A 23,783-nucleotide genomic window follows, 5' to 3' on the forward strand; every position below is an offset into this window, starting at 1 on the left:
CATGAATGAATTAGAATTATACCAACTCGATCCGGCACGTCGGAAGACGACGATCCGTTCGTTGATCCGCTATGCGATGCATGAGAAACAAGCGATCTTTTTAGGATTATTTTTACTCGTACTGGCAGTCGGAGCGGAATTGACAGGTCCGTATATTGCGAAAGTCATCATCGATGAACATATCGTGGCAATTGAAAAGGACTGGGTCGAGGTTAAATCAGACGGTGCGGTCATCTATGACGGCCGTCAGTTCGCCAAAGCACAAGACGTCTCGAAAAGTCAGATTGTTCAATCCGTCTCGATCGTCCAAACGACCAACGGCTACTTTTTCGTACCGAAACAAGTCGTCAGTGGGGGAGAGCGGAAAATCAATGGAAATACGATGACGATCACGCGTGGAGACGACGTCTACACGTATGATAATATTCAAAAACTGACACAAGGACAGGTCTATGATTTTTATTCAAAAGACTTAAAAGCAATCGGCTGGTTGTCCTTGATCTACGTCCTTTTGCTGCTGGCAGCGGCTGGTTTGAACTGGATTCAACAAATCTTGCTCCAGCGATCTGCCCATAAAATCATTAAACGGATGCGGCTTGATGTCTTTACGCATCTGCAACAGTTACCGGTCCGTTATTTCGATCAGACACCGATCGGTAAAATTGTCAGTCGGGTCACGAACGATACGGAAACGATTCGCGATCTTTATCTCGGTGTGCTCGCCCGAGTCTTCTCAGGGATCATCACGATGGCGGGGATTCTCGTCGCGATGTTCTTCCTCGATTATCGCTTAGGACTCGTCTCGCTGATCATCATTCCGATCGTTTATTTTTGGATTCAGCTGTTCCAGAAACTTGCGACGAAGAACAACTTCAAGGTCCGCTCGCTCGTTGCCGACATGAATGGTCAACTGAATGAGAACATCCAGACGATGCCGATCATTCAGGCTTATGCACGCGAGAAGGAAGTCCTTGCCGAATTCGAACAAAAAAACGAAGAAAACTATCAGACGCGGGCAAAGTTGTTACGACTCGATGCCCTGATGTCTCATAACCTATCCTACTTTTTGAAAAACTTGACGCTCGCCTTGTTGATTTGGGTCGTCGGCGGAAAAAGTCTGACGAACGGATCGTTTTTATCGCTCGGGATTTTATATGCGTATATCGATTACGTGTCCCGTTTATTCGAACCCGTCACCCAAATCATGAATCAGCTGTCACCGCTACAACAAGCACTCGTTTCAGCGGACCGGATGTTCCAATTGCTTGACGAAAAGGGAGAGCCGGTCGAACAAGGTCGCGTTGCTCGGTTTAAAGGAGCGGTGACCTTCAAAGACGTTGAATTCAGTTATGAAGCGGGGAATCCCGTATTACGTGAGATTCAAATCGATGCTCGTCCTGGCGCGACGATTGCTCTCGTCGGTCACACGGGTAGCGGGAAAAGTTCAATCATGAATTTATTAATGCGTTTCTATGATCCGTCAAAAGGACAGTTGTTGATTGACGGACAGGACGTGACGACTTTACCGAAACAAGCGGTTCGTGAGCATATGGGCATCGTCTTACAGGATCCGTTCCTCTTCACAGGAACGATTCGCTCGAACATCACACTCGGCAATCCTGATATTTCAGAAGAACGGGTACGACAAGCAATCAAAGCCGTCGGCGCGGATCGGTTCATTGATCGTTTACCGAACGGGCTCGATGAACCAGTCATCGAAAAAGGTGCCACATTATCAGCGGGTGAACGACAGTTGATCAGTTTTGCCCGTGCGTTAGCGTTCGATCCTGCGATCCTAGTTCTTGACGAAGCGACAGCGAGCGTTGATTCGGAAACGGAAGCGGTCATTCAAGATGCTTTACTGACGTTGACGAAAGGACGAACGACGTTCATCATCGCCCACCGCTTGTCGACGATCAAAGATGCGGATGAGATTCTTGTTCTCGATCGTGGTCAAATCGTCGAGCGAGGGTCCCATGATGTGCTCCTTGCAACGTCCGGTATTTATGCGAAAATGTATGCGTTACAAAGTAAGCGGAATCTTGAATTGAAATCAAGCTAATCCATCCAGTTTCTCCTCCTTTTCGTTTATACTGAAAAACGAAGAGGGGGAGTTTTTGTAATGGAGACACGGATGAGTCAATTATCGAAATACGAGCTTGAGATGTTGATCACGAAATTAAGTGAACAAAAACGAAAAGCGGAGCAACACGGGAACGTCAGTGAAGTGGAGGTCGTGACGCGGAAAATCGCTATTGCGAAAAGTTATTTGATTGATCCGGCACGATTCGAACGGGGGGCCTTTTACCGAATCGAAGGAGAAGAGGCACGATTTGAGTTACACTTCGTCAATGGCGTCATGGGCTGGGGACATTTTGAAGGAACCGCTCAGGAAGTCGCGATTCCGCTCGCGTTATTCACAGGAGAGGGAGAACAGACATGACGAATCGAGAACAAGCCCTTCAGCAACTGGCTGAAGAATTATTGCAAGTAAATGAAGTATTAATCCCGGAAGAAGCACTGACGTGGGTCGAAGTGCTTTGGGAAGATTTCGAAGCGACACTCGCACGCGCAGGTGAGAAATATCAAGGTGAAGCCGTCGCGGTTCATTTCGTCGAGCAGCAGATCAAACAGCACGGGGCAATGTTGCACCGGTTTAATACGACGAACGAAAAATTCAAGCATTTGATGACAGGTCGAAACGTCGAATGAAAAAAGCTCCGCACATCGGGATTTCCGTTGCGCGGAGCTTTGTCTTTATAATGCAGGGATGAACAGTTTTTTCTGCAAGGTCCGTTCGCTGAAGACCCAGCCGGTATAGGAGCTGACGATTTCTTGTGTGGCGGCGTCGATTCTGACGACGGCAACGAATGGATAGACTTCCTTCGTGAAGTAACGCAAGTTGGTGAAGCGGTATTCGACAATGCCATCCTTTCGTGAGACCGTATACGTATGAATCTTCGAGAACTCAAGAAACGCTTGCAAGTCAGCATTTTGTTTGACGATTTCGTACAAGGCGTCACCGTGTGGTTCGTCCTTGATGCGGGAGTTTCCACATTCGACGACGGTTCCACTGTTGATCTTAACGACGGAATACTCATCGCGTAATCGTGCCGCGACATGCCACTCATCCCATTTCATGCCAGGTGAGATGAACAGTTTATGGGCGCCGCGATAATAGCGTGCAGCGGTCGCGAGTGCATCGTTTCGCAACTTGAACTGCACAGCGTAATAGATGATGACGATAGCGATCAAAATCGGGAAGATGACGATCGTCGCTCTCGTTAGTAGCCAAATCCCGAACGCGGCATAATACATCGTGAACAGATATGGATCAAACGTATTGATGACACCCCAACCGATCCAGGATTGTTTGAACGGGTGTAAGGCTTGTGTACCGTAAGCATTAAACAGATCGACAAAGACATGAAGAGCGACAGCGATCTGCGCCATCAGCCATAATGAAGTCGGAGGTATACCGAACAACGTGCCGATGACGATTGAAAGTAATAACGGCCAGGCGAGCAAGGCAATCAACCCGTGCGATTTTCCGCGGTGTTGACGCAAGTAGGCGCTGTTTCCTTTAAATTTAAAAACAGTATCGAAGTCCGGTGCGTGTGAGCCGACGAGCGCCGTCGTCGTCACGGCAGCAAACATCGTCGTGCTCGCTGCGACGTCAGGGTGTAGCGTCGAGATGGCGGCGAGACGAAGTCCCATGCCGATATGCGTACCAGTATCCAATGCGAATTCGCTCCTTCTATAAAATCGTGATGGTGAATCCATCGAGGTTCTGCCGAGTAATTTTTAATAAATATATCGTATCCAAGAGAAAAGAGGTAACCTTTTGACTGTCGTTCAAGAATATTTCACAAACTTTAATAAAACACAATTTACCACAGAACTGATTGCCTGGTTCCTTCGTGAACAGCGGGATCTCCCGTGGCGAAGAACCAAAAACCCGTATCATATCTGGATTAGTGAGATCATGCTCCAACAAACACGTGTCGATACGGTCATTCCATATTATGAACGCTTCACGAAACGTTTTCCGACTCCACATGATTTAGCAGAAGCGGATCAGAGTGAAGTCCTGAAACACTGGGAAGGCTTAGGGTACTATTCCCGTGTCAAGAATCTTCAAATCGCGGTTCAGGAAGTTGTTGAAAAATATGACGGAATCGTTCCGGATGAGAAGGAATTATTCAGTCAGCTGAAGGGTGTCGGTCCGTACACGACGGGAGCGGTACTGTCGATTGCTTATGGACAGGCAGAACCAGCAGTAGACGGAAACGTGATGCGGGTTCTCTCGCGTGTACTTGGAATCTATGAAGATATTGCTGCACCGAAGACGAGAAAGTTGTTTGAAGCTGCGGTTTATCAGTTGATTGATCCGGCTGATCCGTCAAGCTTCAATCAAGGCTTGATGGAACTTGGTGCGATGGTCTGTACGCCGAAGTCTCCGATGTGTGGACTCTGTCCTGTTCAAGACGTTTGTTTTGCATATGATCGAAATGCACAGGAAGAACTACCTGTGAAGACGAAGAAAGGGAAGACGCAAATTATTCCTTATGATGCTCTTGTTTATGAAGCAGACGGAAAAATCGCAATTGAACAACGGGCGGAGACCGGTTTGCTTGCTGGTATGTGGCAATACCCACTTCGAGAAGCAGAAGAAGATCGTAATGGAACGCTTGTCGGGCACGTCCGACATATCTTTTCACACCGGATCTGGGAAATTGCCGTTTATCGCGTGACGGAACAGCCGGACCAGACGGTACTGGTTGATCAGGAAACGTATGCGAAGCATCCGGTATCTGTCGCGCAAATGAAGATTGATCGACTATTAAAGGGGGAGATCTAATGCATACTTTTCGTTTTGAGACACGTGTCGATACATCAAAGGAGCAAGCGTGGGATTTTTTAAGTGACGCCAAGGCCTTAAGTCGATTGACGGTATTTCCGCAAGTGAAGACGTCAGGCGATACGCGGACACGAGCGGGAAATACGATTCGTCTGCGCGTTGGTGTTCCTCCACTATTTGTCTCGTGGACGTCTTGGATTCCTTTCGTAGAAGAATATGTCTTCGTTGATGTCGGTACAAAAGTTCCGTATCCATTCCGGGCATGGTGCCATGTGCATCGGGTCGAAGAACGTGAATCTGGCGTCTATTTCGTGGATGAAGTGACGTATGCATCCTTCTTGCCAGCTTTCATCATTGAAGCATTCATCTTGAAACCGATGTTCAAACAACGAAAAAATGCGATTTTGAATCACTTTCAAGCCTGAATTCCGTCATTTTTCTGAAAAAATACCCTTTCGTTTTTCATGCGTTCTGAAAATGGGTATAATAAGCACGAGAGTATAACAGAATGGAAGAAAAACGCTTTAGAAAGGAGTAGCACATGAGTCGATTCCCAAAAGAAAGTAGCAAGATTGAGATTCAAAGTTTCAAACATAACGGGAGCTTACACAGAGTTTGGGAAGAAACGCTCGTGCTGAAATCGACGGAAGAAGAATTGATTGGGTTCAATGACCGCATTATGGTCAGTGAATCGGATGGTCGTCAGTGGCGAACACGAGAGCCTGCAATCTGTTACTTTTCAACAGAACTCTGGTTCAATGTCATTTGTATGATTCGGGAGGACGGCATTTATTATTACTGCAATCTTGGATCACCTTCTACGTTCGATGAGAAAGATCGAGCAGTCAAGTACATTGATTACGATTTAGATATCAAAGTATATCCGGACATGTCCTACATGATCCTCGATGAGGACGAGTATGAGAAGCATCGCCGCGAAATGAACTATCCGAAGGCGATCGATCGTATTTTGAAAGACAATGTCCAAATCCTGATTCAATGGATCCGCAGTCGGAAGGGTCCATTTAACCCGGCTTTCGTGGATATGTGGTATCGTGAATATGAAACAAGATATCGGAGATGATGGTTCGCCATCGTCTTTTTTTAATTGAAGGAAGTGAAACACGTGGCAACACAAGCAAAACGTAAGAAACAAGGCTCGATCCGCCGCTATATGGCATTCGTCAAGCCGTATCAAAAACAGATTCTCCTGACGGTTTTCGTCGGGATCATCAAGTTCTCGATCCCACTCGGACTTCCGTTGTTGTATAAGTACATCATCGATAATATCCTAACCGGAAACACGATGCCGATGGCGGAAAAAAGTAAACAACTGGCATACTTAATCGGAGCGGGTGTCTTCATCTTCTTGATCGTCAAACCGCCGCTCGAATATGTTCGTCAGTACCTCGCGCAATGGTCCGCGTCGAAGATTTTATTTGACGTACGGAATCGATTGTTTGATCATGTTCAGAAATTATCACTTCGATTTTATTCGAATACGAAAACCGGAGAAGTCATTTCGCGGATCATCAATGATGTCGAGCAGACGAAAGATTTCGTCGTCACGGGATTAATGAATTTATGGCTTGATATGATCACGATTTTCATTGCGATCGCGATCATGTGGACGATTGATCCGAAGTTGATGCTCGTCGCCATCATTCCATTACCATTCTATGCTCTTGCCGTTAAGTTCTTTTATGGTCGCTTACGTGGATTGACACGGGAACGCTCGGCAGCCCTTGCGGAACTACAAGGTCATTTGACAGAACGGGTCAACGGGATGGCGGTCATTCGTAGTTTTGCACTCGAACCACACGAGAACAAAGCGTTTAAACATCAAAATGATGGATTCTTAAAAGCCGCGCTTCGTCAAACGAACTGGAATGCACGGACGTATGTCGTCGTCTCGACGATTACGGACTTCGCACCGATCCTGATCTTCGGAACGGCAGCCTTCTTCGTCTTGAACGGACAAGTGTCGCTAGGAACGATGGTCGCATTCATTGGGTATATCGACCGTCTGTATGCGCCGCTCGGTCGTCTCGTCAACTCCTCAACGACGTTGACACAGTCGATTGCTTCGATGGACCGGATGTTCGAGTTTTTAGATGAGCCGTATGATATCACAGAAAAACCAAATGCACGCGATCCAAAAGACGTCCGCGGAAACGTTCAGTTTGAAAATATCAGTTTCGCTTATGAAGAAGGCGGCGAGCTAGCGATTGATCGTTTAACGCTTGACGTTCAGGCAGGCGAACGGATTGCTTTCGTCGGGATGTCAGGTGGTGGGAAATCAACGCTCGTCAGTTTGATTCCGCGCTTCTATGATGTGTCTGCCGGTCGGATCACACTGGACGGCGTTGACATTCGTGACTTGAAGTTGCGTGGTCTTCGCGATCAGATCGGGATGGTCATGCAGGAATCGATTCTCTTCAGTGAATCGGTCCAGATGAACATCAAGATGGGGAATCCGGAGGCGACGGACGAGGAAGTCATCGCAGCAGCAAAAGCAGCAAATGCCCATGAATTCATCGAACGGTTACCAAACGGTTATCATACGCCGGTCGGAGAACGCGGCGTCAAGTTATCAGGTGGTCAAAAACAACGTCTTGCGATTGCACGGGTCTTCTTGAAGAATCCACCGATTCTAATTTTGGATGAGGCGACGAGTGCGCTTGATTTAGAGAGCGAAGCGATGATTCAAGACTCGTTAGCACGTCTCGCGAAAGGGCGGACGACGTTTACTGTCGCGCATCGTTTATCAACGATCACCGATGCCGATAAGATCGTCGTCATCGAAAATGGTCAAATTACGGAAATCGGCACACACGAAGTCCTCATGCAAAAACGAGGCGCTTATTTCGAACTGTATGCGATTCAAAATCTGGAACTCGTCGAATAACACAAAAGCAGCGATCCTCGTGAGGGTCGCTGCTTTTTTTAGGAGAAAGACTTAGAGTCGAGCAAAGGCACGATCGACTGCTGCGATCGTTTCTGTGATGTCGGATTCCGTGTGTTCTGTCGTCAAGAACCACGCTTCGTATTTCGAAGGAGCGAGGTTAATGCCTTCTTCAAGCATCAACTTGAAGAAGCGACCGAACATCTCACTGTCCGCACGTTCTGCACCATCATAGTCAATGACCGTTTCATCCGTGAAGTAAACCGTCATGGCGCCTTTGAGACGGTTGATCGTAATCGTCACGTCATGACGTTTTGCTGCATCAAGGACACCTTGTTCGAGTAAGGCACCAAGATGATCGAGTTGTTCATAAACGCCAGGCTGCTCGAGTAATTCAAGGCAAGCGATACCGGCAGCCATCGATGCTGGGTTACCTGCCATCGTCCCCGCTTGGTAAGCAGGACCGAGTGGCGCGACATGTTCCATGATTTCCTTACGACCGCCATACGCACCGATCGGTAGTCCACCGCCGATGATTTTTCCGAGTGCCGTCATATCAGGACGGATATCGAGTAGTTCTTGTGCACTGCCGTACGTGAAGCGGAAGGCTGTGATGACTTCATCGTAGATGACGAGTGCGCCGTGAGCATGCGTGATTTCGTTGACCGCAGCAAGGAAACCAGGTTGCGGTTCGACGATGCCGAAGTTTCCGACGATTGGTTCGACGAGTACACAAGCGATTTGGTCGCCCCATTGTTCCATGATTTGACGATACGATTCGATATCATTGAACGGTGTCGTAATGACTTCTTTTGCCGTCGCTTTCGTGACACCGGCTGAATCTGGGGAACCAAGTGTTGCTGGTCCGCTTCCTGCTGCGATCAGCATCAGATCCGAGTGACCGTGGTAACAACCACTGAACTTCACGACAAGCTCACGACCTGTATACGCACGAGCGACGCGAATCGTCGTCATGACGGCTTCGGTTCCAGAGTTCGTGAAACGAACCTTTTCAAGCGATGGGATTGCTTTTTGTAGTTTATGTGCAAAGTCGATTTCTAGACGATGTGGTGTGCCGTAAAGAAGACCGTTTTGGGCAGCATGGGTGATCGCTTCCGTAATGTGAGGATGACCGTGTCCCGTGATGATCGGACCATAGGCTGCTAAGTAATCGATATAGCGATTGCCATCGACATCGTAAAAGTAAGCACCTTCTCCGCGTTCCATATAGACAGGTGCACCGCCGCCGACGGCTTTGAATGAACGGGATGGGCTGTTGACGCCACCAACGATACACTCTTGTGCGATTTCATATAACGCCTCTGAAGTAGGACGTGTAGTATGGGTAGACATGAGGATTCCTCCAATCGATAATTCGTGAAAAATATCACGATATGATTGTATCATGGACGTCAAATCCGGTGCAGAGCCGTTGACGGAATGCCTATTTGTAGGTAGACTAATTATAAAGATTACAATCTGATAATCAATGAAAGATAGAAATGAGGGGATGGACGTGGCTAACGAAATGCTGGATGACGCCGTGAAGTCACTTCGGGAATCAGGCGTTCGAATGACACCACAACGTCACGCGATTTTGGAATATTTAACGACGGGACACACGCATCCGACAGCGGATGAGATTTATCGTGCACTCGAGCATCGATTTCCAAACATGAGTGTGGCTACTGTATATAATAACTTACGCGTGTTTCGAGAAAAGGGAATCGTTGAGGAAATGAATTACGGAGACGCTTCAAGTCGCTTCGACTTCGTTACGACACGCCATTACCACATGATCTGTGAGAACTGTGGAAAGATCGTTGATTTCAACTATCCTGTGCTCGATGATGTCGAAACGGTTGCGGCGCACTTAACGGGCTTTAAAGTCGATCGTCACCGATTAGAAGTGTACGGAACTTGTCCGGACTGTCAATCGAATGTCCAATAAAAAAACGAGCTGCCTTAGCGGGGAGCTCGTTTATTGTGTTTATTATATTTTTCATCGAATTCTTTTCCTTCAAGAGACGGATCCATCGTCAGTGGTTCATCGCAATGCATACATAAGTCGACGCGACCAAGGACTTTTGTTTCTTTTCCACAGTTTGGACAAGTGACGACAGCTGCTTTTGTTGATGTTAGACCAATCAAGAAATAGAGTGCAGTACTAGCGAGGACCATGACGAAGCCGAGAAGCATGAGTAAGACCATGATGATTTCAAATTGTTTGAGTAATAGGCCGCCATACATGACGAGCATCCCACCGAATACAAGAAACATAGCAAGGTTTCGTGCGCGGTTTATTTTATTTTTACGTTGTTTTTTCAAGTGAATTCCCCCTGTTGTCAGTCTAGCATAAGATGTGCGACTGCCTGAAGAAGGAAAGCTTGTTTTTTTGTCGAAAATGGTAACGACGAGTTCGTATAGAAGGGTGAGAAGTAAATGGAACAAGCAACACGGACGATTTATTCGGAATACGCGGCTTATCGTGAAACGCAAGGAATCATTGCTGTTGAGAAACGACAGCCACGGGATTCCCTAACGGATCAATTTGATACGCTTCTTGTTGTCATCACAAGAGATCCGGAAGTCGAATGGACGATCAAACATTACCGGTTGAACACACTGAAGGTATCCTTACATCTTGTACACGAGGATGTGTTATCACGCTGGATTTTGTTAAATGCGAATCGACGAGCGATCCACTGGATTGCAGAGGGAACAATCGTGTTCGAACGAAATGATTACTTAGTTGATTTAAAACGGCAACTACTCAACTTTCCTGATGAGGAACGTCATTTACAGATGACGATTTCATTTGCTAAATTATTACGTCGTTTCCAAGATGGAAGAAACTTGTTCAGTCGCGGACATCATTATGATGCCTATACACATGTTCATCATGCATTGCACCATCTCGCGCGACTATCCGTCCTCGAGAAAGGGAAACATCCCGAGACAGTCGTCTGGGAGCAAGCGCGACTTGATGATCCGGATGTTTATAAACTATATGAACAATTATTGATGAGTGAAGAGACGCTAGATCAACGTATTCATCTTGCATTGATTGGACTTGAACATCTTTTACAGTCCAAGGTGTTATCGGGAGGGCGTTATCTATTCGAAATCATGCGTGAACGGACGGTACCTTGGACGATGTATGAATTGATGGAAGAAGAACGACTGCAAGAAGTTAAAGTGGATTTAAGTAGTTTGATCGACTTCTTCATGCGAAAAGGTTTGATTCGTATTTCGTATCAAACGACTAAAGGTGCAGGGGTCGAACTTGTGACGTATGAGCCGGTCGTATGACGATCGGCTTTATTTTTTTCTCATGATCGTTTTGGCTATATATAGAAGGAAAAAGATTGCGAAAGTTTTTTTAGAAAAACTATTGACGGTGTTATACCGAGATAGTATATTAATACATGTCGACAGGGCAACACACACTGGACGGTGACAAGAAAGAAAAAAGATTTCAAAAAGGGATTGACGCTTAAGTTATTCCATGATATCTTATTAAAGTCGCTGAAAACGACACGACGAACTTTGAAAACTGAACGATGAGGCAAAAATCGTATTCTACGGAATACAAAAACGAATGAAGCGCAAGCTTCGTCAATCGTGACTTCGGTCACAAAAACGAGCAAGTCAAACACTTTATGGAGAGTTTGATCCTGGCTCAGGACGAACGCTGGCGGCGTGCCTAATACATGCAAGTCGAGCGCAGGAAACTGACGGAACTCTTCGGAGGGAAGGCAGCGGAATGAGCGGCGGACGGGTGAGTAACACGTAAGGAACCTGCCTCAAGGATTGGGATAACTCCGAGAAATCGGAGCTAATACCGGATAGTTCAACGGACCGCATGGTCCGCTGATGAAAGGCGCTTCGGCGTCACCTTGAGATGGCCTTGCGGTGCATTAGCTAGTTGGTGGGGTAACGGCTCACCAAGGCGACGATGCATAGCCGACCTGAGAGGGTGATCGGCCACACTGGGACTGAGACACGGCCCAGACTCCTACGGGAGGCAGCAGTAGGGAATCTTCCACAATGGACGAAAGTCTGATGGAGCAACGCCGCGTGAGTGATGAAGGTTTTCGGATCGTAAAACTCTGTTGTAAGGGAAGAACACGTACGAGAGGTAATGCTCGTACCTTGACGGTACCTTACGAGAAAGCCACGGCTAACTACGTGCCAGCAGCCGCGGTAATACGTAGGTGGCAAGCGTTGTCCGGAATTATTGGGCGTAAAGCGCGCGCAGGCGGCCTTTTAAGTCTGATGTGAAAGCCCCCGGCTCAACCGGGGAGGGCCATTGGAAACTGGAAGGCTTGAGTACAGAAGAGAAGAGTGGAATTCCACGTGTAGCGGTGAAATGCGTAGAGATGTGGAGGAACACCAGTGGCGAAGGCGACTCTTTGGTCTGTAACTGACGCTGAGGCGCGAAAGCGTGGGGAGCAAACAGGATTAGATACCCTGGTAGTCCACGCCGTAAACGATGAGTGCTAGGTGTTGGGGGGTTTCCGCCCCTCAGTGCTGAAGCTAACGCATTAAGCACTCCGCCTGGGGAGTACGGCCGCAAGGCTGAAACTCAAAGGAATTGACGGGGACCCGCACAAGCGGTGGAGCATGTGGTTTAATTCGAAGCAACGCGAAGAACCTTACCAACTCTTGACATCCCATTGACCGCTTGAGAGATCAAGTTTTCCCTTCGGGGACAATGGTGACAGGTGGTGCATGGTTGTCGTCAGCTCGTGTCGTGAGATGTTGGGTTAAGTCCCGCAACGAGCGCAACCCCTATCCTTAGTTGCCAGCATTTAGTTGGGCACTCTAGGGAGACTGCCGGTGACAAACCGGAGGAAGGTGGGGATGACGTCAAATCATCATGCCCCTTATGAGTTGGGCTACACACGTGCTACAATGGACGGTACAAAGGGCAGCGAGACCGCGAGGTGGAGCCAATCCCATAAAGCCGTTCCCAGTTCGGATTGCAGGCTGCAACTCGCCTGCATGAAGTCGGAATCGCTAGTAATCGCAGGTCAGCATACTGCGGTGAATACGTTCCCGGGTCTTGTACACACCGCCCGTCACACCACGAGAGTTTGCAACACCCGAAGCCGGTGAGGTAACCGCAAGGAGCCAGCCGTCGAAGGTGGGGTAGATGATTGGGGTGAAGTCGTAACAAGGTAGCCGTATCGGAAGGTGCGGCTGGATCACCTCCTTTCTAAGGAAAACGTCCCTTACGGGACATGCCCATCGTTCAGTTTTGAGAGCTCGTCTCTCAGTCTCGATAGAGACACTCGCACCTTGAAAACTGAAGACATCAACAAGACATCAAACTTTTAATTAACCATGTCATTTAAGACGTGTGTTCTTAGAATACCAACGCTAGATCAAGGTATGAAGGGCGTACGGTGGATGCCTTGGCACTAGGAGCCGATGAAGGACGCGACGAACAGCGATATGCTTCGGGGAGCAGTAAGTATGCTTTGATCCGAAGATTTCCGAATGGGGGAACCCACCATCTGTAATGGGATGGGACATGTTACGTGAATACATAGCGTAGCGTGAGGCAGACCCGGGGAACTGAAACATCTAAGTACCCGGAGGAAGAGAAAGCAAATGCGATTCCCTGAGTAGCGGCGAGCGAAACGGGAACAGCCCAAACCGAAGAGCATGCTCTTCGGGGTTGTAGGACACTCTATGCGGAGTCAAAAAGGAAGACAGTAGGTGAAGGACCTGGAAAGGTCGGCCGAAGAAGGTGACAGCCCTGTAGCTGAAACTGTTTTCCCTCCAGAGTGGATCCTGAGTACGGCGGGACACGTGAAACCCCGTCGGAATCCGGGAGGACCATCTCCCAAGGCTAAATACTCCCTAGTGACCGATAGTGAACCAGTACCGTGAGGGAAAGGTGAAAAGCACCCCGGAAGGGGAGTGAAATAGATCCTGAAACCGTATGCCTACAAGTAGTCAGAGCCCGTTAACGGGTGATGGCGTGCCTTTTGTAGAATGAACCGGCGAGTTACGATAACGCGCGAGGTTAAGCCGATGAGGCGGAGCCGTAGCGAAAGCGAGTCTGAACAGGGCGTTCAGTGCGTTGTCGTAGACCCGAAACCAGGTGATCTACCCATGTCCAGGATGAAGGTCAGGTAACACTGACTGGAGGTCCGAACCCACGCACGTTGAAAAGTGCGGGGATGAGGTGTGGGTAGCGGTGAAATGCCAATCGAACCTGGAGATAGCTGGTTCTCCCCGAAATAGCTTTAGGGCTAGCCTCGAGGTTGAGAGTTCTGGAGGTAGAGCACTGATTGGACTAGGGGCCCCCACAGGGTTACCGAATTCAGTTAAACTCCGAATGCCAGCAACTTATACTCGGGAGTCAGACTGCGAGTGATAAGATCCGTAGTCAAGAGGGAAACAGCCCAGACCGCCAGCTAAGGTCCCAAAGTGTATGTTAAGTGGAAAAGGATGTGGCGCTGCCTAGACAGCTAGGATGTTGGCTTAGAAGCAGCCACCATTCAAAGAGTGCGTAATAGCTCACTAGTCGAGTGGCGCCGCGCCGAAAATGTAACGGGGCTAAACATACCACCGAAGCTGCGGATTCCGTAAGGAATGGTAGGGGAGCGTTCCAAACCGCTGTGAAGCTGTACCGGAAGGAGCAGTGGAGCGTTTGGAAGTGAGAATGCCGGTGTGAGTAGCGAAAAGAGGGGTGAGAATCCCCTCCGTCGAAAGCCCAAGGTTTCCTGAGGAAGGCTCGTCCGCTCAGGGTTAGTCTGGACCTAAGCCGAGGCCGAAAGGCGTAGGCGATGGATAACAGGTTGATATTCCTGTACCGCCGATCCACCGTTTGAACAATGGGGGGACGCAGGAGGATAGTGACGCATGCGGATGGAAGTGCATGTGCAAGTTTCAAGACCGTCTGATTGGCAAATCCGTCAGGCATCAAAGTCAAGGAACGATGCGGAGTCCCGTAGGGACGTAGGTCACGATTTCACACTGCCAAGAAAAGCCTCTAGTGAGGGGGAAGGCGCCAGTACCGTAAACCGACACAGGTAGGCGAGATGAGAATTCTAAGACGCGCGGGATAACTCTCGTTAAGGAACTCGGCAAAATGGTCCCGTAACTTCGGGAGAAGGGACGCTCTACATGAGTAGAGCCGCAGTGAATAGGCCCAAACGACTGTTTAGCAAAAACACAGGTCTCTGCTAAATCGCAAGATGACGTATAGGGGCTGACGCCTGCCCGGTGCTGGAAGGTTAAGGGGATGGGTTAGCGCAAGCGAAGCTTTGAACCGAAGCCCCAGTAAACGGCGGCCGTAACTATAACGGTCCTAAGGTAGCGAAATTCCTTGTCGGGTAAGTTCCGACCCGCACGAAAGGCGTAACGATTTGGGCACTGTCTCAACGAGAGACCCGGTGAAATCATAGTACCTGTGAAGATGCAGGTTACCCGCGACAGGACGGAAAGACCCCATGGAGCTTTACTACAGCCTGATATTGAGGCTTTGTGCATGATGTACAGGATAGGCGGGAGACGTCGAGCCCGGAGCGCCAGCTTCGGAGGAGTCACCCTTGGGATACCGCCCTTCATGCATAGAGTCTCTAACTCGCAGCCGTAATCCGGCTGGAGGACCGTGTCAGGCGGGTAGTTTGACTGGGGCGGTCGCCTCCTAAACAGTAACGGAGGCGCCCAAAGGTTCCCTCAGAATGGTTGGAAATCATTCGTAGAGCGCAAAGGCAGAAGGGAGCTTGACTGCGAGACCTACAAGTCGAGCAGGGACGAAAGTCGGGCTTAGTGATCCGGTGGTTCCGCATGGAAGGGCCATCGCTCAACGGATAAAAGCTACCCTGGGGATAACAGGCTGATCTCCCCCAAGAGTCCACATCGACGGGGAGGTTTGGCACCTCGATGTCGGCTCATCGCATCCTGGGGCTGGAGTAGGTCCCAAGGGTTGGGCTGTTCGCCCATTAAAGCGGTACGCGAGCTGGGTTCAGAACGTCGTGAGACAGTTCGGTCCCTATCCGTCGTGGGCGCAGGAAATTTGAGGAGAGCTGTCCTTAGTACGAGAGGACCGGGATGGACGCACCGCTGGTGTACCAGTTGTTCCGCCAGGAGCATCGCTGGGTAGCTACGTGCGGACGGGATAAATGCTGAAAGCATCTAAGCATGAAGCCCCCTCCAAGATGAGATTTCCCTTTGAGTAATCAAGAAAGACCCCTCAGAGACGATGAGGTAGATAGGTCACGGGTGGAAGCATGGCGACATGTGTAGCTGAGTGATACTAATCGGTCGAGGCCTTGTTCTAGCAGATGCATTGTTGATGACTTCAGTTTTGAGGGCACGAGCCTTTCAAAAAAACGAAAAAAAGTCTTGACGTTATGTGAACATAATGTTAAGATAATAAATGTCTGGTGGCGATAGCCAAGTGGTCACACCCGTTCCCATGCCGAACACGGAAGTTAAGCACTTGAACGCCGAAAGTAGTTGGGGGCTTCCCCCTGTGAGGATAGGACGCTGCCAGGCGATCGTTCCGCAATAGCTCAGCGGTAGAGCAACCGGCTGTTAACCGGTAGGTCGTAGGTTCAAATCCTACTTGCGGAGCCATTTATTACTTCTTCACCACGTACAATGGAGAGCTGTCCGAGTGGCCGAAGGAGCACGATTGGAAATCGTGTAGGCGTCAAAAGCGTCTCAAGGGTTCGAATCCCTTGCTCTCCGCCATCATCACTTTCAATTCATAATGGCCCGTTGGTCAAGCGGTTAAGACACCGCCCTTTCACGGCGGTAACACGGGTTCGAATCCCGTACGGGTCACCATTTATAGCGTCGCGGGGTGGAGCAGTCTGGTAGCTCGTTGGGCTCATAACCCAAAGGTCGTCGGTTCAAATCCGGCCCCCGCAATTACATACGGTCCTGTGGTGTAGCGGTTAACATGCCTGCCTGTCACGCAGGAGATCGCGGGTTCGAATCCCGTCAGGACCGCCATTGTTAAGGCTTTGTAGCTCAGTTGGTAGAGCAAAGGACTGAAAATCCTTGTGTCGGCGGTTCGATTCCGTCCAAAGCCACCATCTTTAAAAACAACATGATTTTCCCAATTGTGGGGGGGTAGCGAAGTGGCTAAACGCGGCGGACTGTAAATCCGCTCCCTCGGGTTCGGCGGTTCGAATCCGCCCCCCCCCACCACCATAGGGGCATAGTTTAGCGGTAGAACTACGGTCTCCAAAACCGTCAGCGCGGGTTCGATTCCTGCTGCCCCTGTTTACCATGGCGATTGTGGCGAAGTGGTTAACGCACCGGATTGTGATTCCGGCATTCGTGGGTTCAATTCCCATCAGTCGCCCTCTTATTATTGGGCTGTAGCCAAGTGGTAAGGCACTGGATTTTGATTCCAGCACGCGAAGGTTCGATCCCTTCCAGCCCAGCTTTTCAAGCGGAAGTAGTTCAGTGGTAGAATACGACCTTGCCAAGGTCGGGGTCGCGGGTTCGAATCCCGTCTTCCGCTCCAATGAGTGGCGCCATAGCCAAGTGGTAAGGCAGAGGACTGCAACTCCTTTATCGTCAGTTCGATTCTGACTGGCGCCTCCAACTATTTCTCAATTAAATAGTTTTGCAAGAGATTGTGCCGGTGTGGCGGAACTGGTAGACGCGCACGACTCAAAATCGTGTTCCTTTGGAGTGTCGGTTCGATTCCGACCACCGGTATCTTGCGGGTGTAGTTTAATGGTAAAACCTCAGCCTTCCAAGCTGATGACGAGGGTTCGATTCCCTTCACCCGCTTTATACTTTTTACACAATCTGATGTTTCACCTGATTATGCGGGTGTAGTTTAATGGTAAAACCTCAGCCTTCCAAGCTGATGACGAGGGTTCGATTCCCTTCACCCGCTTACCAAAAAAGAGCAATGTGTCGTTTTCGCTGACACCTTGCTCTTTTTGTTTAGGAAGGAATCTTAACAGGAAAGGAGTGAGTCGTGATGGATGGTGTACAATTGAAACTGGCTTTACAAGAGTACGCAACAGAAATCGGAATCGATGAGCTGAAGGTGACGACAGCCGATCCGTTTCTTGTCTTAAAACGTCGTCTGCAAGTGCAGCAGGAGAAAGGATTTGCTTCTGGTTTCGAAGAGCCGGATATCGATTTACGAACGACTCCTTCGTTACTCGTAGAAGATGCCGCTTCGATCATTGCGATTGCGGTCGCGTATCCAAGTACCCTCAAAAATGCACCTCGTGGTAAGGAAGGAGAGCGGCGCGGTATCTTTTGTCGATCGTCTTGGGGGCTCGATTATCATCAGGCGTTACGACAACGTTTAACGTTGCTTGAAGAAAAAATTCAAGAGCTGAGTCCGGGTGCGCGGACGCGCTCAATGGTCGATACGGGAGAACTCGTCGATCGTGCTGTGGCGGAACGAGCAGGTATCGGATTCAGTGGGAAAAACTGCTCGATCATCAGTGAGGAGCACGGATCCTATCTCTATCTTGGTGAACTAATTACAGATATCGTCCTACCGCCTGATCAGCCAGTCGAAGAATTGTGTGGAACATGCAATAAGTGTATCGACGCTTGTCCGACGGATGCGCTTGTTGAACCTGGCGTCATCGATGCTAAACGGTGTATCTCGTTTTTGACACAGACGAAAACGTTGCTTCCAGAACCATTTCGAATGGCGCTTGGGAACCGTCTATACGGTTGTGATACGTGTCAGCAAGTCTGTCCATATAACCGGAAGAGGAATGCGACACATCACGCTGAACTACAGCCGGATCCAGAACAAGTCAAACCGCTCTTAGTCCCACTCTTATCCATGAGTAACCGTGAGTTCAAGAGTCGGTTCGGAACATTATCCGGCGCATGGCGTGGAAAGAAACCGATTCAGCGTAATGCGATTTGTGCGCTCGTTCATTATCGAGACAAGAGCGCGATTGAGGCGTTACGGTTAATGACGGAAAACGATGCCCGCGAAGACATGCGGGCGCTTGCACTCTGGGCAGTTGGTCGAATTGGTGGAGTCGATGAGAAGTCGTACATCGAATCACGTCTTTTAGCCGATATTGCAGTGGATGTGCAAACCGAAGGACAACGGTTACTTGAGGAGTGGGGGGAATCAGATGCCATTTCAACAGCTCACTTATGAGTTTGGTACATTGCTCGTCGCATGGGAAAAAGAGCAAATCGTGTATCTCGATTTTGGATTGAATGAAGAGCGTGCTCGGACCTATTTAAAAGAAGAAACCGACGAAGGTGAGTTACCGAAAGCTTGGCGCATGGCATTTGATCGTTACGCACAAGGAGACATACAAGCGCTTGACGCGCTTCCTTGTCAGTTACGTGTCACACCATTTGCAGAGCAAGTATTGCATGCTTTACGAACCGTTCCGTTTGGTCAGACGATCAGTTACGGTGAACTGGCTCGAATGATTGGCAAACCAAAGGCAGCACGAGCCGTCGGCGGTGCCTTGAATCGGAATCCGATCGCATTGATTTATCCATGTCACCGCGTCATAGGGGCGACGGGTAAACTGACGGGTTTTGCAAGTGGGATTGCCCATAAAGAAGCGCTTTTAGCGCATGAGATAGGAGAGAATTGAATCATGGCTATTCATGTCGTTATGTATCAACCGGAGATTCCTCAAAATACAGGAAATATTTCACGTACCTGTGCAGCGACGCATTCCGTCCTTCACTTGATTCGACCGCTCGGCTTCTCGACGGACGATAAGCAACTTAAACGTGCGGGTCTTGATTACTGGGAATTCGTCGATGTTCGTTATCATGATTCGTTAGAAGAACTGTGGGAGAAACATCCGGAAGGTATTTTCTACTATATTACGAAATATGGGGAACAGTACCCGAGTCAGATTGACTTATCGGACATCGAACAGGACTATTTCTTCGTCTTTGGTCGGGAAACAAAAGGATTGCCGCTTGAAGTCATCGATGCGAACGCAGAACGGTGTATCCGTCTACCTCAATCGAACCTCGTTCGTTCACTGAACGTCTCAAACACGGCAGCGATCATCGTCTATGAAGCATTACGTCAACAAGGATACGCAGGTCTTCTGTAAAGCAAAAGCTCCATCCTGAATCAGGATGGAGCTTTTATGAATTATTCGTTACCTTCAGGTTTTTTGTTGTAGCCTGCAGTGAAGATTGCTGTCAAAAACGCAAGACTTACGCCGACCATTAAGATAAATGCCATTTTTGTTTCCCCCTTCAGTCTCTTGAACCGATATAATCTATTATAGTATACCTGTAAGTGAAATTGTGTGCTACATATGAATTTTCTATGAATGGAGACTCCACATGCGTACGAACGTTTACCTATTAAGTTATGCCCCGCTGATCAGCATTTTGTTATTTAGTACGTCCCTTGCGATTGCAACGACGGAACTCGCATTACATTGGCTCGATCAAGTCGGCGTGTACGATGAACTACTTCAACTCTTGACGGCACGCGATACGAAGCTCGTCGTTTGGCTTGGCTTTTTGATCGTCTACTTTATGATCTTTAGTTCGCTTAAACTATTATCGGATACGATCAATCAGCTCGGTTTTGCCTTTTTCATCAAGGAACAAGAGGGAACGACACTCGGTATGTTACGTCCGGGAAGTATTCTGCTACTTATCGGAGGTTGTGTCAGCTTCGCCTTCATGACGTCCTTCTTGCATGTCGGCATCGTGTTGCTTGTGTCCTTTTTCATCTATTTTATCTTTTACACGGTTCAAATCAGTAAAATGACGAGTGCAGCAGGAGCCGTCGGTTTGATCATCTTTTCTTTCTTAGCCTGGGGCGTTCTGCTTGCTGGTCTATCATGGGTCGGTCTAACTTTATTCAATTCCTTCGGGGAAGCGATTTTATTTCCGAGTTGACTTAAGGACGTAAAATCTTCGCCCATGTCTGGACCTGTAACGTTGCATTCGCCTCAACAGGGAAGGGACGCGGGCGATCTGCCCCTAGCCAAATCCCTCCGATATGTTGATTCTTAATACCGACGAACCACATGTCCTTGTTATCGTTCGTTGTTCCTGTTTTTCCTCCGATATAGCGCGCAGAGGAATCATATCCTTTGCGTCCCGTTCCATATGTCATGACATTTTTTAAACCAGCCCGTAATTCCCGATTCGTCTGACTGGACCAAATGCGTTGTTCCTTTTCTTGTGGTCGTTCGACCGTTCCATTCTTAAGCGTAATACTTTTAATCATCGATGCCGGTCGATAGAGCCCATCATTAACGAATACGGTATAAGCGTTCGTCAGTTCATATGGACTGATTCCGTACTGTAAACCACCTAGAGCACTCGTAAAGGCGTCATCCTCACGTGTCCATTGGCTGAACTGGAACGGACGGATGGACTTCAATCCTTCCCGGAAAGACACCGCGAATGCTCGAATGGCTGGTGTGTTATAGGAGTAAGCGATCGCATCAGCAATCGTTACTTGTCCAAGAATTCGATTTCCGCTATTTGACGGACAGTATCCATCGATACAGACGGGACTACCGTCTAACGTGCTCGACAAGCGAGCTTTCGTTTTTTCAAGGTAAGGACCATAGACAAGTAACGGTTTGATAGCTGAACCAGGTTGGCGGTACGACTGCACTGCTCGGTTGAACTGACCTGTCAAATTCGATTTGTAGCCGACAAGAGCCGTGACCCCGTGTGTTTGTCCGTCGATGCCAACATAAGCACCCTCAATCGGGTCGGGTAGATTGCGAAGAGCTTCTTTAGCTCGTCGTTGTTCTGCTGAGTCGAGGTATGTCGAGATGACCGCACCTTGTTGATGCAGATATTCTGCAGCATGCTTCTCACTCCAACCATTTTTTTGAGCCGTCATCCGAACGGCAGCTTGAACGGTCGCATCGATATAGTCCGGATAAGGAACACTCGGTTTGTAGGATCGAGGCGACACACGAGAAATAGCAAAATCTTTTGTCAGGACACGATCGCGTATTAACGCTTGAACGATTCGTTGCTGACGTTTTTTTGTGTTTTCAGGAAAGCGTAGCGGGTCATAAAGAGAAGGATTGTTCGGAATTGCTGTCAGAAAACTGATTTCAGACCAACTCAACTCGCGTGCTGGCTTATTGAAATAGGATTTCGCAGCAAGTTCGATGCCATAAATATTATTCGCAAAATAGGCTTGATTGACATACGCTGTCATCAGTTCTTTTTTCGAATATTTTTGCTCCAACGACACAGCAATTAACAGCTCTTTTATTTTTCTAGTATATGTTTTTTCGTTTGACAGATACGTCATTCTTGCCAGTTGTTGTGTGATCGTACTGCCACCTTGAGATTTAGAATCAGACTGATTTTTTGTAAACGCGCGTAAGATTCCTGTGATGTCATATCCGTCATGTTGATAGAAACGCTGATCTTCAATGGCAACAAACGCTTGCTCAACTTTTTGCGGCAATGTTCGAGGAGTTAGGTCATCCCGTCGTAATCCGTCATAGAGCTCGACTCGTTTGTTTTCATAGGTTACAGTGATTGGTTGGTAGGAGGTCAGTGGATGTCGCGTCGTCTGTTCATCGGCCCAGAAAAAAAGTGTACGTGCTGTTTTCAGCTCATCTTTGATTGAAAATAAGGAAAATAGAAGCATCGTCGCAAGACCAAGTAAGACAAGATATCCTGTAGTAATTCGCATGAGAACTCCTTTCAAAAAGCCATTTCATTCCTATTATCGGTCTTTTATGGAGAAATCAATAGATTTTTTTCGGTTTTTGTATTTTAATAAACCTATTTTGCAGGAATGTTATATTAAAAAGAGAAAAGATTGGGTATATAAAAGTATCTGTGGATTTTACAACGCGAATTGTCTGAAAAAAAGAGCATAAATGGAGGGGACGAAATGGCTAAAAAGAATGTCGTTGCGATGTTACTTGCAGGCGGAGAAGGGAAACGTCTGGGAGCTTTAACGAAACATACTGCAAAACCAGCTGTTGCATTTGGAGGAAAGTACCGGATCATTGATTTCCCGCTATCGAACTGTACGAACTCAGGAATCGATACAGTTGGTGTATTGACGCAATATGAACCACTTGAATTAAACCGTTATCTCGGAATCGGGAGTCCATGGGATCTGGATCGCCGTAATGGCGGATTAACGATTCTTCCACCATACCAAGCACAGAACGGCAAAAACTGGTATGAGGGCACAGCAAATGCTATTTATCGAAACATGAGTTATATCAATCAATTTGACCCTGAATATGTTCTTGTTCTATCAGGTGACCATATCTATAAAATGGACTATGAAAAGATGATTGAGGAACACCGTGTGACAGGTTCTGATGTCACGATTTCCGTACGTGAAGTACCATGGGACGAGGCACCGCGATTTGGTATCCTCAATACGGACGATGACTTACGAATCAATGAATTCGAAGAAAAACCAAAAAATCCGAAATCAAATCTTGCATCGATGGGGATTTATGTCTTTAACTGGGATATCTTAAAACGCCACTTGATTCAAGATGCCGGCGATGCGGAATCAAGCTTTGACTTCGGTAAAAATATCATCCCGAACATGCTTTTTGAAAATCTCAATATCCGTGCGTATAAATTCAAAGGGTACTGGAAAGACGTCGGAACGATTCAATCTCTTTGGGAAGCGAACATGGACCTATTGACGGCAGAGCCTGAGTTCGATTTGTATGAACCGTCATGGAAAGTACATTCGGTCAACCCGAATCAGCAACCACAATACATCGGGAATGCTGCGACAGTCGAGACATCGATCATCAACGAAGGATGCCACATCGAAGGAGAAATCAATCATTCGGTTCTCTTCTATGGTGTCGATGTAGCAGAAGGATCACTCGTCAAGGACTCGGTCATTTTCCCGAACGTCAAAATCGGACGAGACGTCACGATTCACCGGGCAATCTTAGCAGATGGCGTGATTGTTGAAGATGGTGCGACGATTGGGTCTCCGGACGGAGAAGTCTTCGTCATTGAAGCAGACAGTATCGTCAAAAAGAACGAAGTCATCAAAGAAGCGATTCAATAAGGGGGATA

The 23,783-nt window shown here is 48.1% G+C and carries 18 protein-coding genes, 15 tRNA genes and 3 rRNA genes; 32 read left to right on the forward strand and 4 right to left on the reverse strand.

All coding sequences use genetic code 11. From position 1 onward, the window contains the following. The first annotated feature begins 1 nt into the window (after position 1). The 3 genes from P401_RS0101310 to P401_RS0101320 are packed head-to-tail and all read left to right on the forward strand — an operon-like array spanning position 2 to position 2,712. Positions 2-2,062 carry an ABC transporter ATP-binding protein gene (locus tag P401_RS0101310; protein ID WP_029340904.1) on the forward strand — a complete coding sequence of 687 codons (2,061 nt, stop codon included), beginning with the start codon at positions 2-4 and terminating at the stop codon, positions 2,060-2,062. Between the two features lie 60 nt (positions 2,063-2,122). After that, positions 2,123-2,443, forward strand: coding sequence for a DUF1811 family protein (locus P401_RS0101315; RefSeq protein WP_023467306.1), 321 nt, complete (start codon positions 2,123-2,125; stop codon positions 2,441-2,443). Then, positions 2,440-2,712, forward strand: a complete 273-nt coding sequence (locus P401_RS0101320) for a YfhJ family protein (protein ID WP_029340905.1) — start codon at positions 2,440-2,442, stop codon at positions 2,710-2,712. The genes P401_RS0101315 and P401_RS0101320 overlap by 4 nt, the downstream gene beginning before the upstream one ends. Before the next feature lie 45 nt (positions 2,713-2,757). On the opposite strand, the gene P401_RS0101325 is transcribed toward P401_RS0101320, so the two are convergent. Beyond that, complete coding sequence (locus P401_RS0101325) at positions 2,758-3,741, reverse strand: metal-dependent hydrolase (protein WP_029340906.1); 984 nt, start codon at positions 3,739-3,741, stop codon at positions 2,758-2,760. A gap of 103 nt (positions 3,742-3,844) precedes the next feature. On the opposite strand from P401_RS0101325, the gene mutY reads away from it, so the two are divergent. The 4 genes from mutY to P401_RS0101345 all read left to right on the forward strand — a co-directional run bounded on the left by mutY (position 3,845) and on the right by P401_RS0101345 (position 7,769). Further along, positions 3,845-4,861: an A/G-specific adenine glycosylase gene (gene mutY / locus P401_RS0101330; RefSeq protein ID WP_029340907.1), complete on the forward strand. Its 1,017-nt coding sequence runs from the start codon at positions 3,845-3,847 to the stop codon at positions 4,859-4,861. After that, complete coding sequence (locus P401_RS0101335; RefSeq protein WP_029340908.1) at positions 4,861-5,286, forward strand: SRPBCC family protein; 426 nt, start codon at positions 4,861-4,863, stop codon at positions 5,284-5,286. Before mutY ends, P401_RS0101335 begins: the two co-directional genes overlap by 1 nt. Before the next feature lie 116 nt (positions 5,287-5,402). Beyond that, complete coding sequence (gene ntdP / locus P401_RS0101340; protein ID WP_023467311.1) at positions 5,403-5,945, forward strand: nucleoside tri-diphosphate phosphatase; 543 nt, start codon at positions 5,403-5,405, stop codon at positions 5,943-5,945. Positions 5,946-6,035: 90 nt separating this feature from the next. Continuing rightward, the gene (locus P401_RS0101345) at positions 6,036-7,769 is read left to right on the forward strand and encodes an ABC transporter ATP-binding protein (RefSeq protein WP_029340909.1); all 1,734 of its coding nucleotides are present in this window, start codon (positions 6,036-6,038) and stop codon (positions 7,767-7,769) included. Positions 7,770-7,820: 51 nt separating this feature from the next. Here the strand turns inward: P401_RS0101345 and P401_RS0101350 are convergent, their stop codons facing one another. Then, a complete protein-coding gene (locus P401_RS0101350) occupies positions 7,821-9,119 on the reverse strand; it encodes a glutamate-1-semialdehyde 2,1-aminomutase (protein ID WP_029340910.1) in 1,299 nt (432 codons plus the stop codon). Between the two features lie 175 nt (positions 9,120-9,294). Between P401_RS0101350 and perR the strand changes: the two genes are divergently transcribed. Beyond that, a complete protein-coding gene (gene perR / locus P401_RS0101355) occupies positions 9,295-9,717 on the forward strand; it encodes a peroxide-responsive transcriptional repressor PerR (RefSeq protein ID WP_369792039.1) in 423 nt (140 codons plus the stop codon). Positions 9,718-9,731: 14 nt separating this feature from the next. Here perR and P401_RS0101360 read toward each other — a convergent pair whose 3' ends face one another. Beyond that, positions 9,732-10,094, reverse strand: coding sequence for a DUF2614 family zinc ribbon-containing protein (locus P401_RS0101360; protein ID WP_029340912.1), 363 nt, complete (start codon positions 10,092-10,094; stop codon positions 9,732-9,734). A 114-nt stretch (positions 10,095-10,208) separates the two neighbouring features. Here P401_RS0101360 and P401_RS0101365 point away from each other — a divergent pair, with 114 nt between their 5' ends. From P401_RS0101365 to P401_RS0101480, 23 genes are all read left to right on the forward strand, one after another. After that, positions 10,209-11,078 (forward strand): nucleotidyltransferase-like protein, encoded by an 870-nt coding sequence (locus tag P401_RS0101365; RefSeq protein WP_029340913.1) that lies wholly within the window; start codon positions 10,209-10,211, stop codon positions 11,076-11,078. A gap of 347 nt (positions 11,079-11,425) precedes the next feature. After that, positions 11,426-12,987, forward strand: a 16S ribosomal RNA gene (locus P401_RS0101370). Positions 12,988-13,154: 167 nt separating this feature from the next. Next, positions 13,155-16,068, forward strand: a 23S ribosomal RNA gene (locus tag P401_RS0101375). Between the two features lie 102 nt (positions 16,069-16,170). Beyond that, positions 16,171-16,286, forward strand: a 5S ribosomal RNA gene (rrf, locus tag P401_RS0101380). The 16S, 23S and 5S rRNA genes sit together here with 15 tRNA genes alongside, the layout of an rRNA operon. Before the next feature lie 6 nt (positions 16,287-16,292). After that, a tRNA-Asn gene (locus tag P401_RS0101385) sits at positions 16,293-16,367 on the forward strand. Between the two features lie 26 nt (positions 16,368-16,393). After that, positions 16,394-16,484 (forward strand) — tRNA-Ser (locus P401_RS0101390). A gap of 21 nt (positions 16,485-16,505) precedes the next feature. After that, a tRNA-Glu gene (locus P401_RS0101395) sits at positions 16,506-16,580 on the forward strand. 10 nt (positions 16,581-16,590) lie between these two features. After that, positions 16,591-16,664, forward strand: a tRNA-Met gene (locus P401_RS0101400). 8 nt (positions 16,665-16,672) lie between these two features. Further along, positions 16,673-16,748: transfer RNA gene (locus P401_RS0101405), tRNA-Asp, on the forward strand. A 7-nt stretch (positions 16,749-16,755) separates the two neighbouring features. Beyond that, positions 16,756-16,831: transfer RNA gene (locus P401_RS0101410), tRNA-Phe, on the forward strand. A 31-nt stretch (positions 16,832-16,862) separates the two neighbouring features. After that, positions 16,863-16,946 (forward strand) — tRNA-Tyr (locus P401_RS0101415). Positions 16,947-16,950: 4 nt separating this feature from the next. Further along, positions 16,951-17,021 (forward strand) — tRNA-Trp (locus P401_RS0101420). Between the two features lie 9 nt (positions 17,022-17,030). After that, positions 17,031-17,103: transfer RNA gene (locus tag P401_RS0101425), tRNA-His, on the forward strand. 10 nt (positions 17,104-17,113) lie between these two features. Then, positions 17,114-17,185: transfer RNA gene (locus tag P401_RS0101430), tRNA-Gln, on the forward strand. A gap of 8 nt (positions 17,186-17,193) precedes the next feature. Continuing rightward, positions 17,194-17,268, forward strand: a tRNA-Gly gene (locus P401_RS0101435). Between the two features lie 6 nt (positions 17,269-17,274). Then, positions 17,275-17,348 (forward strand) — tRNA-Cys (locus P401_RS0101440). A 36-nt stretch (positions 17,349-17,384) separates the two neighbouring features. Next, a tRNA-Leu gene (locus tag P401_RS0101445) sits at positions 17,385-17,465 on the forward strand. Positions 17,466-17,469: 4 nt separating this feature from the next. Next, positions 17,470-17,540: transfer RNA gene (locus tag P401_RS0101450), tRNA-Gly, on the forward strand. A gap of 38 nt (positions 17,541-17,578) precedes the next feature. Next, positions 17,579-17,649: transfer RNA gene (locus P401_RS0101455), tRNA-Gly, on the forward strand. Between the two features lie 87 nt (positions 17,650-17,736). Next, positions 17,737-18,897 carry a tRNA epoxyqueuosine(34) reductase QueG gene (gene queG, locus P401_RS0101460; protein WP_029340914.1) on the forward strand — a complete coding sequence of 387 codons (1,161 nt, stop codon included), beginning with the start codon at positions 17,737-17,739 and terminating at the stop codon, positions 18,895-18,897. Beyond that, positions 18,872-19,351, forward strand: coding sequence for a methylated-DNA--[protein]-cysteine S-methyltransferase (locus P401_RS19095; protein ID WP_029340915.1), 480 nt, complete (start codon positions 18,872-18,874; stop codon positions 19,349-19,351). The genes queG and P401_RS19095 overlap by 26 nt, the downstream gene beginning before the upstream one ends. 3 nt (positions 19,352-19,354) lie before the next feature. After that, positions 19,355-19,828: a tRNA (uridine(34)/cytosine(34)/5-carboxymethylaminomethyluridine(34)-2'-O)-methyltransferase TrmL gene (trmL, locus tag P401_RS0101470; RefSeq protein ID WP_029340916.1), complete on the forward strand. Its 474-nt coding sequence runs from the start codon at positions 19,355-19,357 to the stop codon at positions 19,826-19,828. Between the two features lie 238 nt (positions 19,829-20,066). Continuing rightward, positions 20,067-20,633 carry a DUF5366 family protein gene (locus P401_RS0101480; RefSeq protein ID WP_029340917.1) on the forward strand — a complete coding sequence of 189 codons (567 nt, stop codon included), beginning with the start codon at positions 20,067-20,069 and terminating at the stop codon, positions 20,631-20,633. Position 20,634: 1 nt separating this feature from the next. Here P401_RS0101480 and P401_RS0101485 read toward each other — a convergent pair whose 3' ends face one another. Next, a complete protein-coding gene (locus tag P401_RS0101485) occupies positions 20,635-22,410 on the reverse strand; it encodes a transglycosylase domain-containing protein (RefSeq protein ID WP_029340918.1) in 1,776 nt (591 codons plus the stop codon). A gap of 204 nt (positions 22,411-22,614) precedes the next feature. Here P401_RS0101485 and P401_RS0101490 point away from each other — a divergent pair, with 204 nt between their 5' ends. Further along, positions 22,615-23,775 (forward strand): glucose-1-phosphate adenylyltransferase, encoded by a 1,161-nt coding sequence (locus P401_RS0101490; protein ID WP_023467324.1) that lies wholly within the window; start codon positions 22,615-22,617, stop codon positions 23,773-23,775. Positions 23,776-23,783 lie beyond the last annotated feature (8 nt).

The sequence above is a fragment of the Exiguobacterium acetylicum DSM 20416 genome (genome assembly GCF_000702605.1).
GTDB classification, from domain to species: Bacteria; Bacillota; Bacilli; order Exiguobacteriales; family Exiguobacteriaceae; genus Exiguobacterium_A; species Exiguobacterium_A acetylicum.

Bases quoted from the DNA above. Each gene is read 5' to 3' on its own strand.
- P401_RS0101480 (WP_029340917.1), top strand. From the start codon at position 20,067: ATGCGTACGAACGTTTACCTATTAAGTTATGCCCCGCTGATCAGCATT.
- P401_RS0101490 (WP_023467324.1), top strand. From the start codon at position 22,615: ATGGCTAAAAAGAATGTCGTTGCGATGTTACTTGCAGGCGGAGAAGGG.
- perR (WP_369792039.1), top strand. From the start codon at position 9,295: ATGCTGGATGACGCCGTGAAGTCACTTCGGGAATCAGGCGTTCGAATG.
- P401_RS0101335 (WP_029340908.1), top strand. From the start codon at position 4,861: ATGCATACTTTTCGTTTTGAGACACGTGTCGATACATCAAAGGAGCAA.
- ntdP (WP_023467311.1), top strand. From the start codon at position 5,403: ATGAGTCGATTCCCAAAAGAAAGTAGCAAGATTGAGATTCAAAGTTTC.
- P401_RS0101350 (WP_029340910.1), bottom strand. From the start codon at position 9,119: ATGTCTACCCATACTACACGTCCTACTTCAGAGGCGTTATATGAAATC.
- P401_RS0101485 (WP_029340918.1), bottom strand. From the start codon at position 22,410: ATGCGAATTACTACAGGATATCTTGTCTTACTTGGTCTTGCGACGATG.
- P401_RS19095 (WP_029340915.1), top strand. From the start codon at position 18,872: ATGCCATTTCAACAGCTCACTTATGAGTTTGGTACATTGCTCGTCGCA.
- P401_RS0101345 (WP_029340909.1), top strand. From the start codon at position 6,036: ATGGCATTCGTCAAGCCGTATCAAAAACAGATTCTCCTGACGGTTTTC.
- P401_RS0101315 (WP_023467306.1), top strand. From the start codon at position 2,123: ATGGAGACACGGATGAGTCAATTATCGAAATACGAGCTTGAGATGTTG.
- P401_RS0101320 (WP_029340905.1), top strand. From the start codon at position 2,440: ATGACGAATCGAGAACAAGCCCTTCAGCAACTGGCTGAAGAATTATTG.
- queG (WP_029340914.1), top strand. From the start codon at position 17,737: ATGGATGGTGTACAATTGAAACTGGCTTTACAAGAGTACGCAACAGAA.
- P401_RS0101365 (WP_029340913.1), top strand. From the start codon at position 10,209: ATGGAACAAGCAACACGGACGATTTATTCGGAATACGCGGCTTATCGT.
- P401_RS0101310 (WP_029340904.1), top strand. From the start codon at position 2: ATGAATGAATTAGAATTATACCAACTCGATCCGGCACGTCGGAAGACG.
- trmL (WP_029340916.1), top strand. From the start codon at position 19,355: ATGGCTATTCATGTCGTTATGTATCAACCGGAGATTCCTCAAAATACA.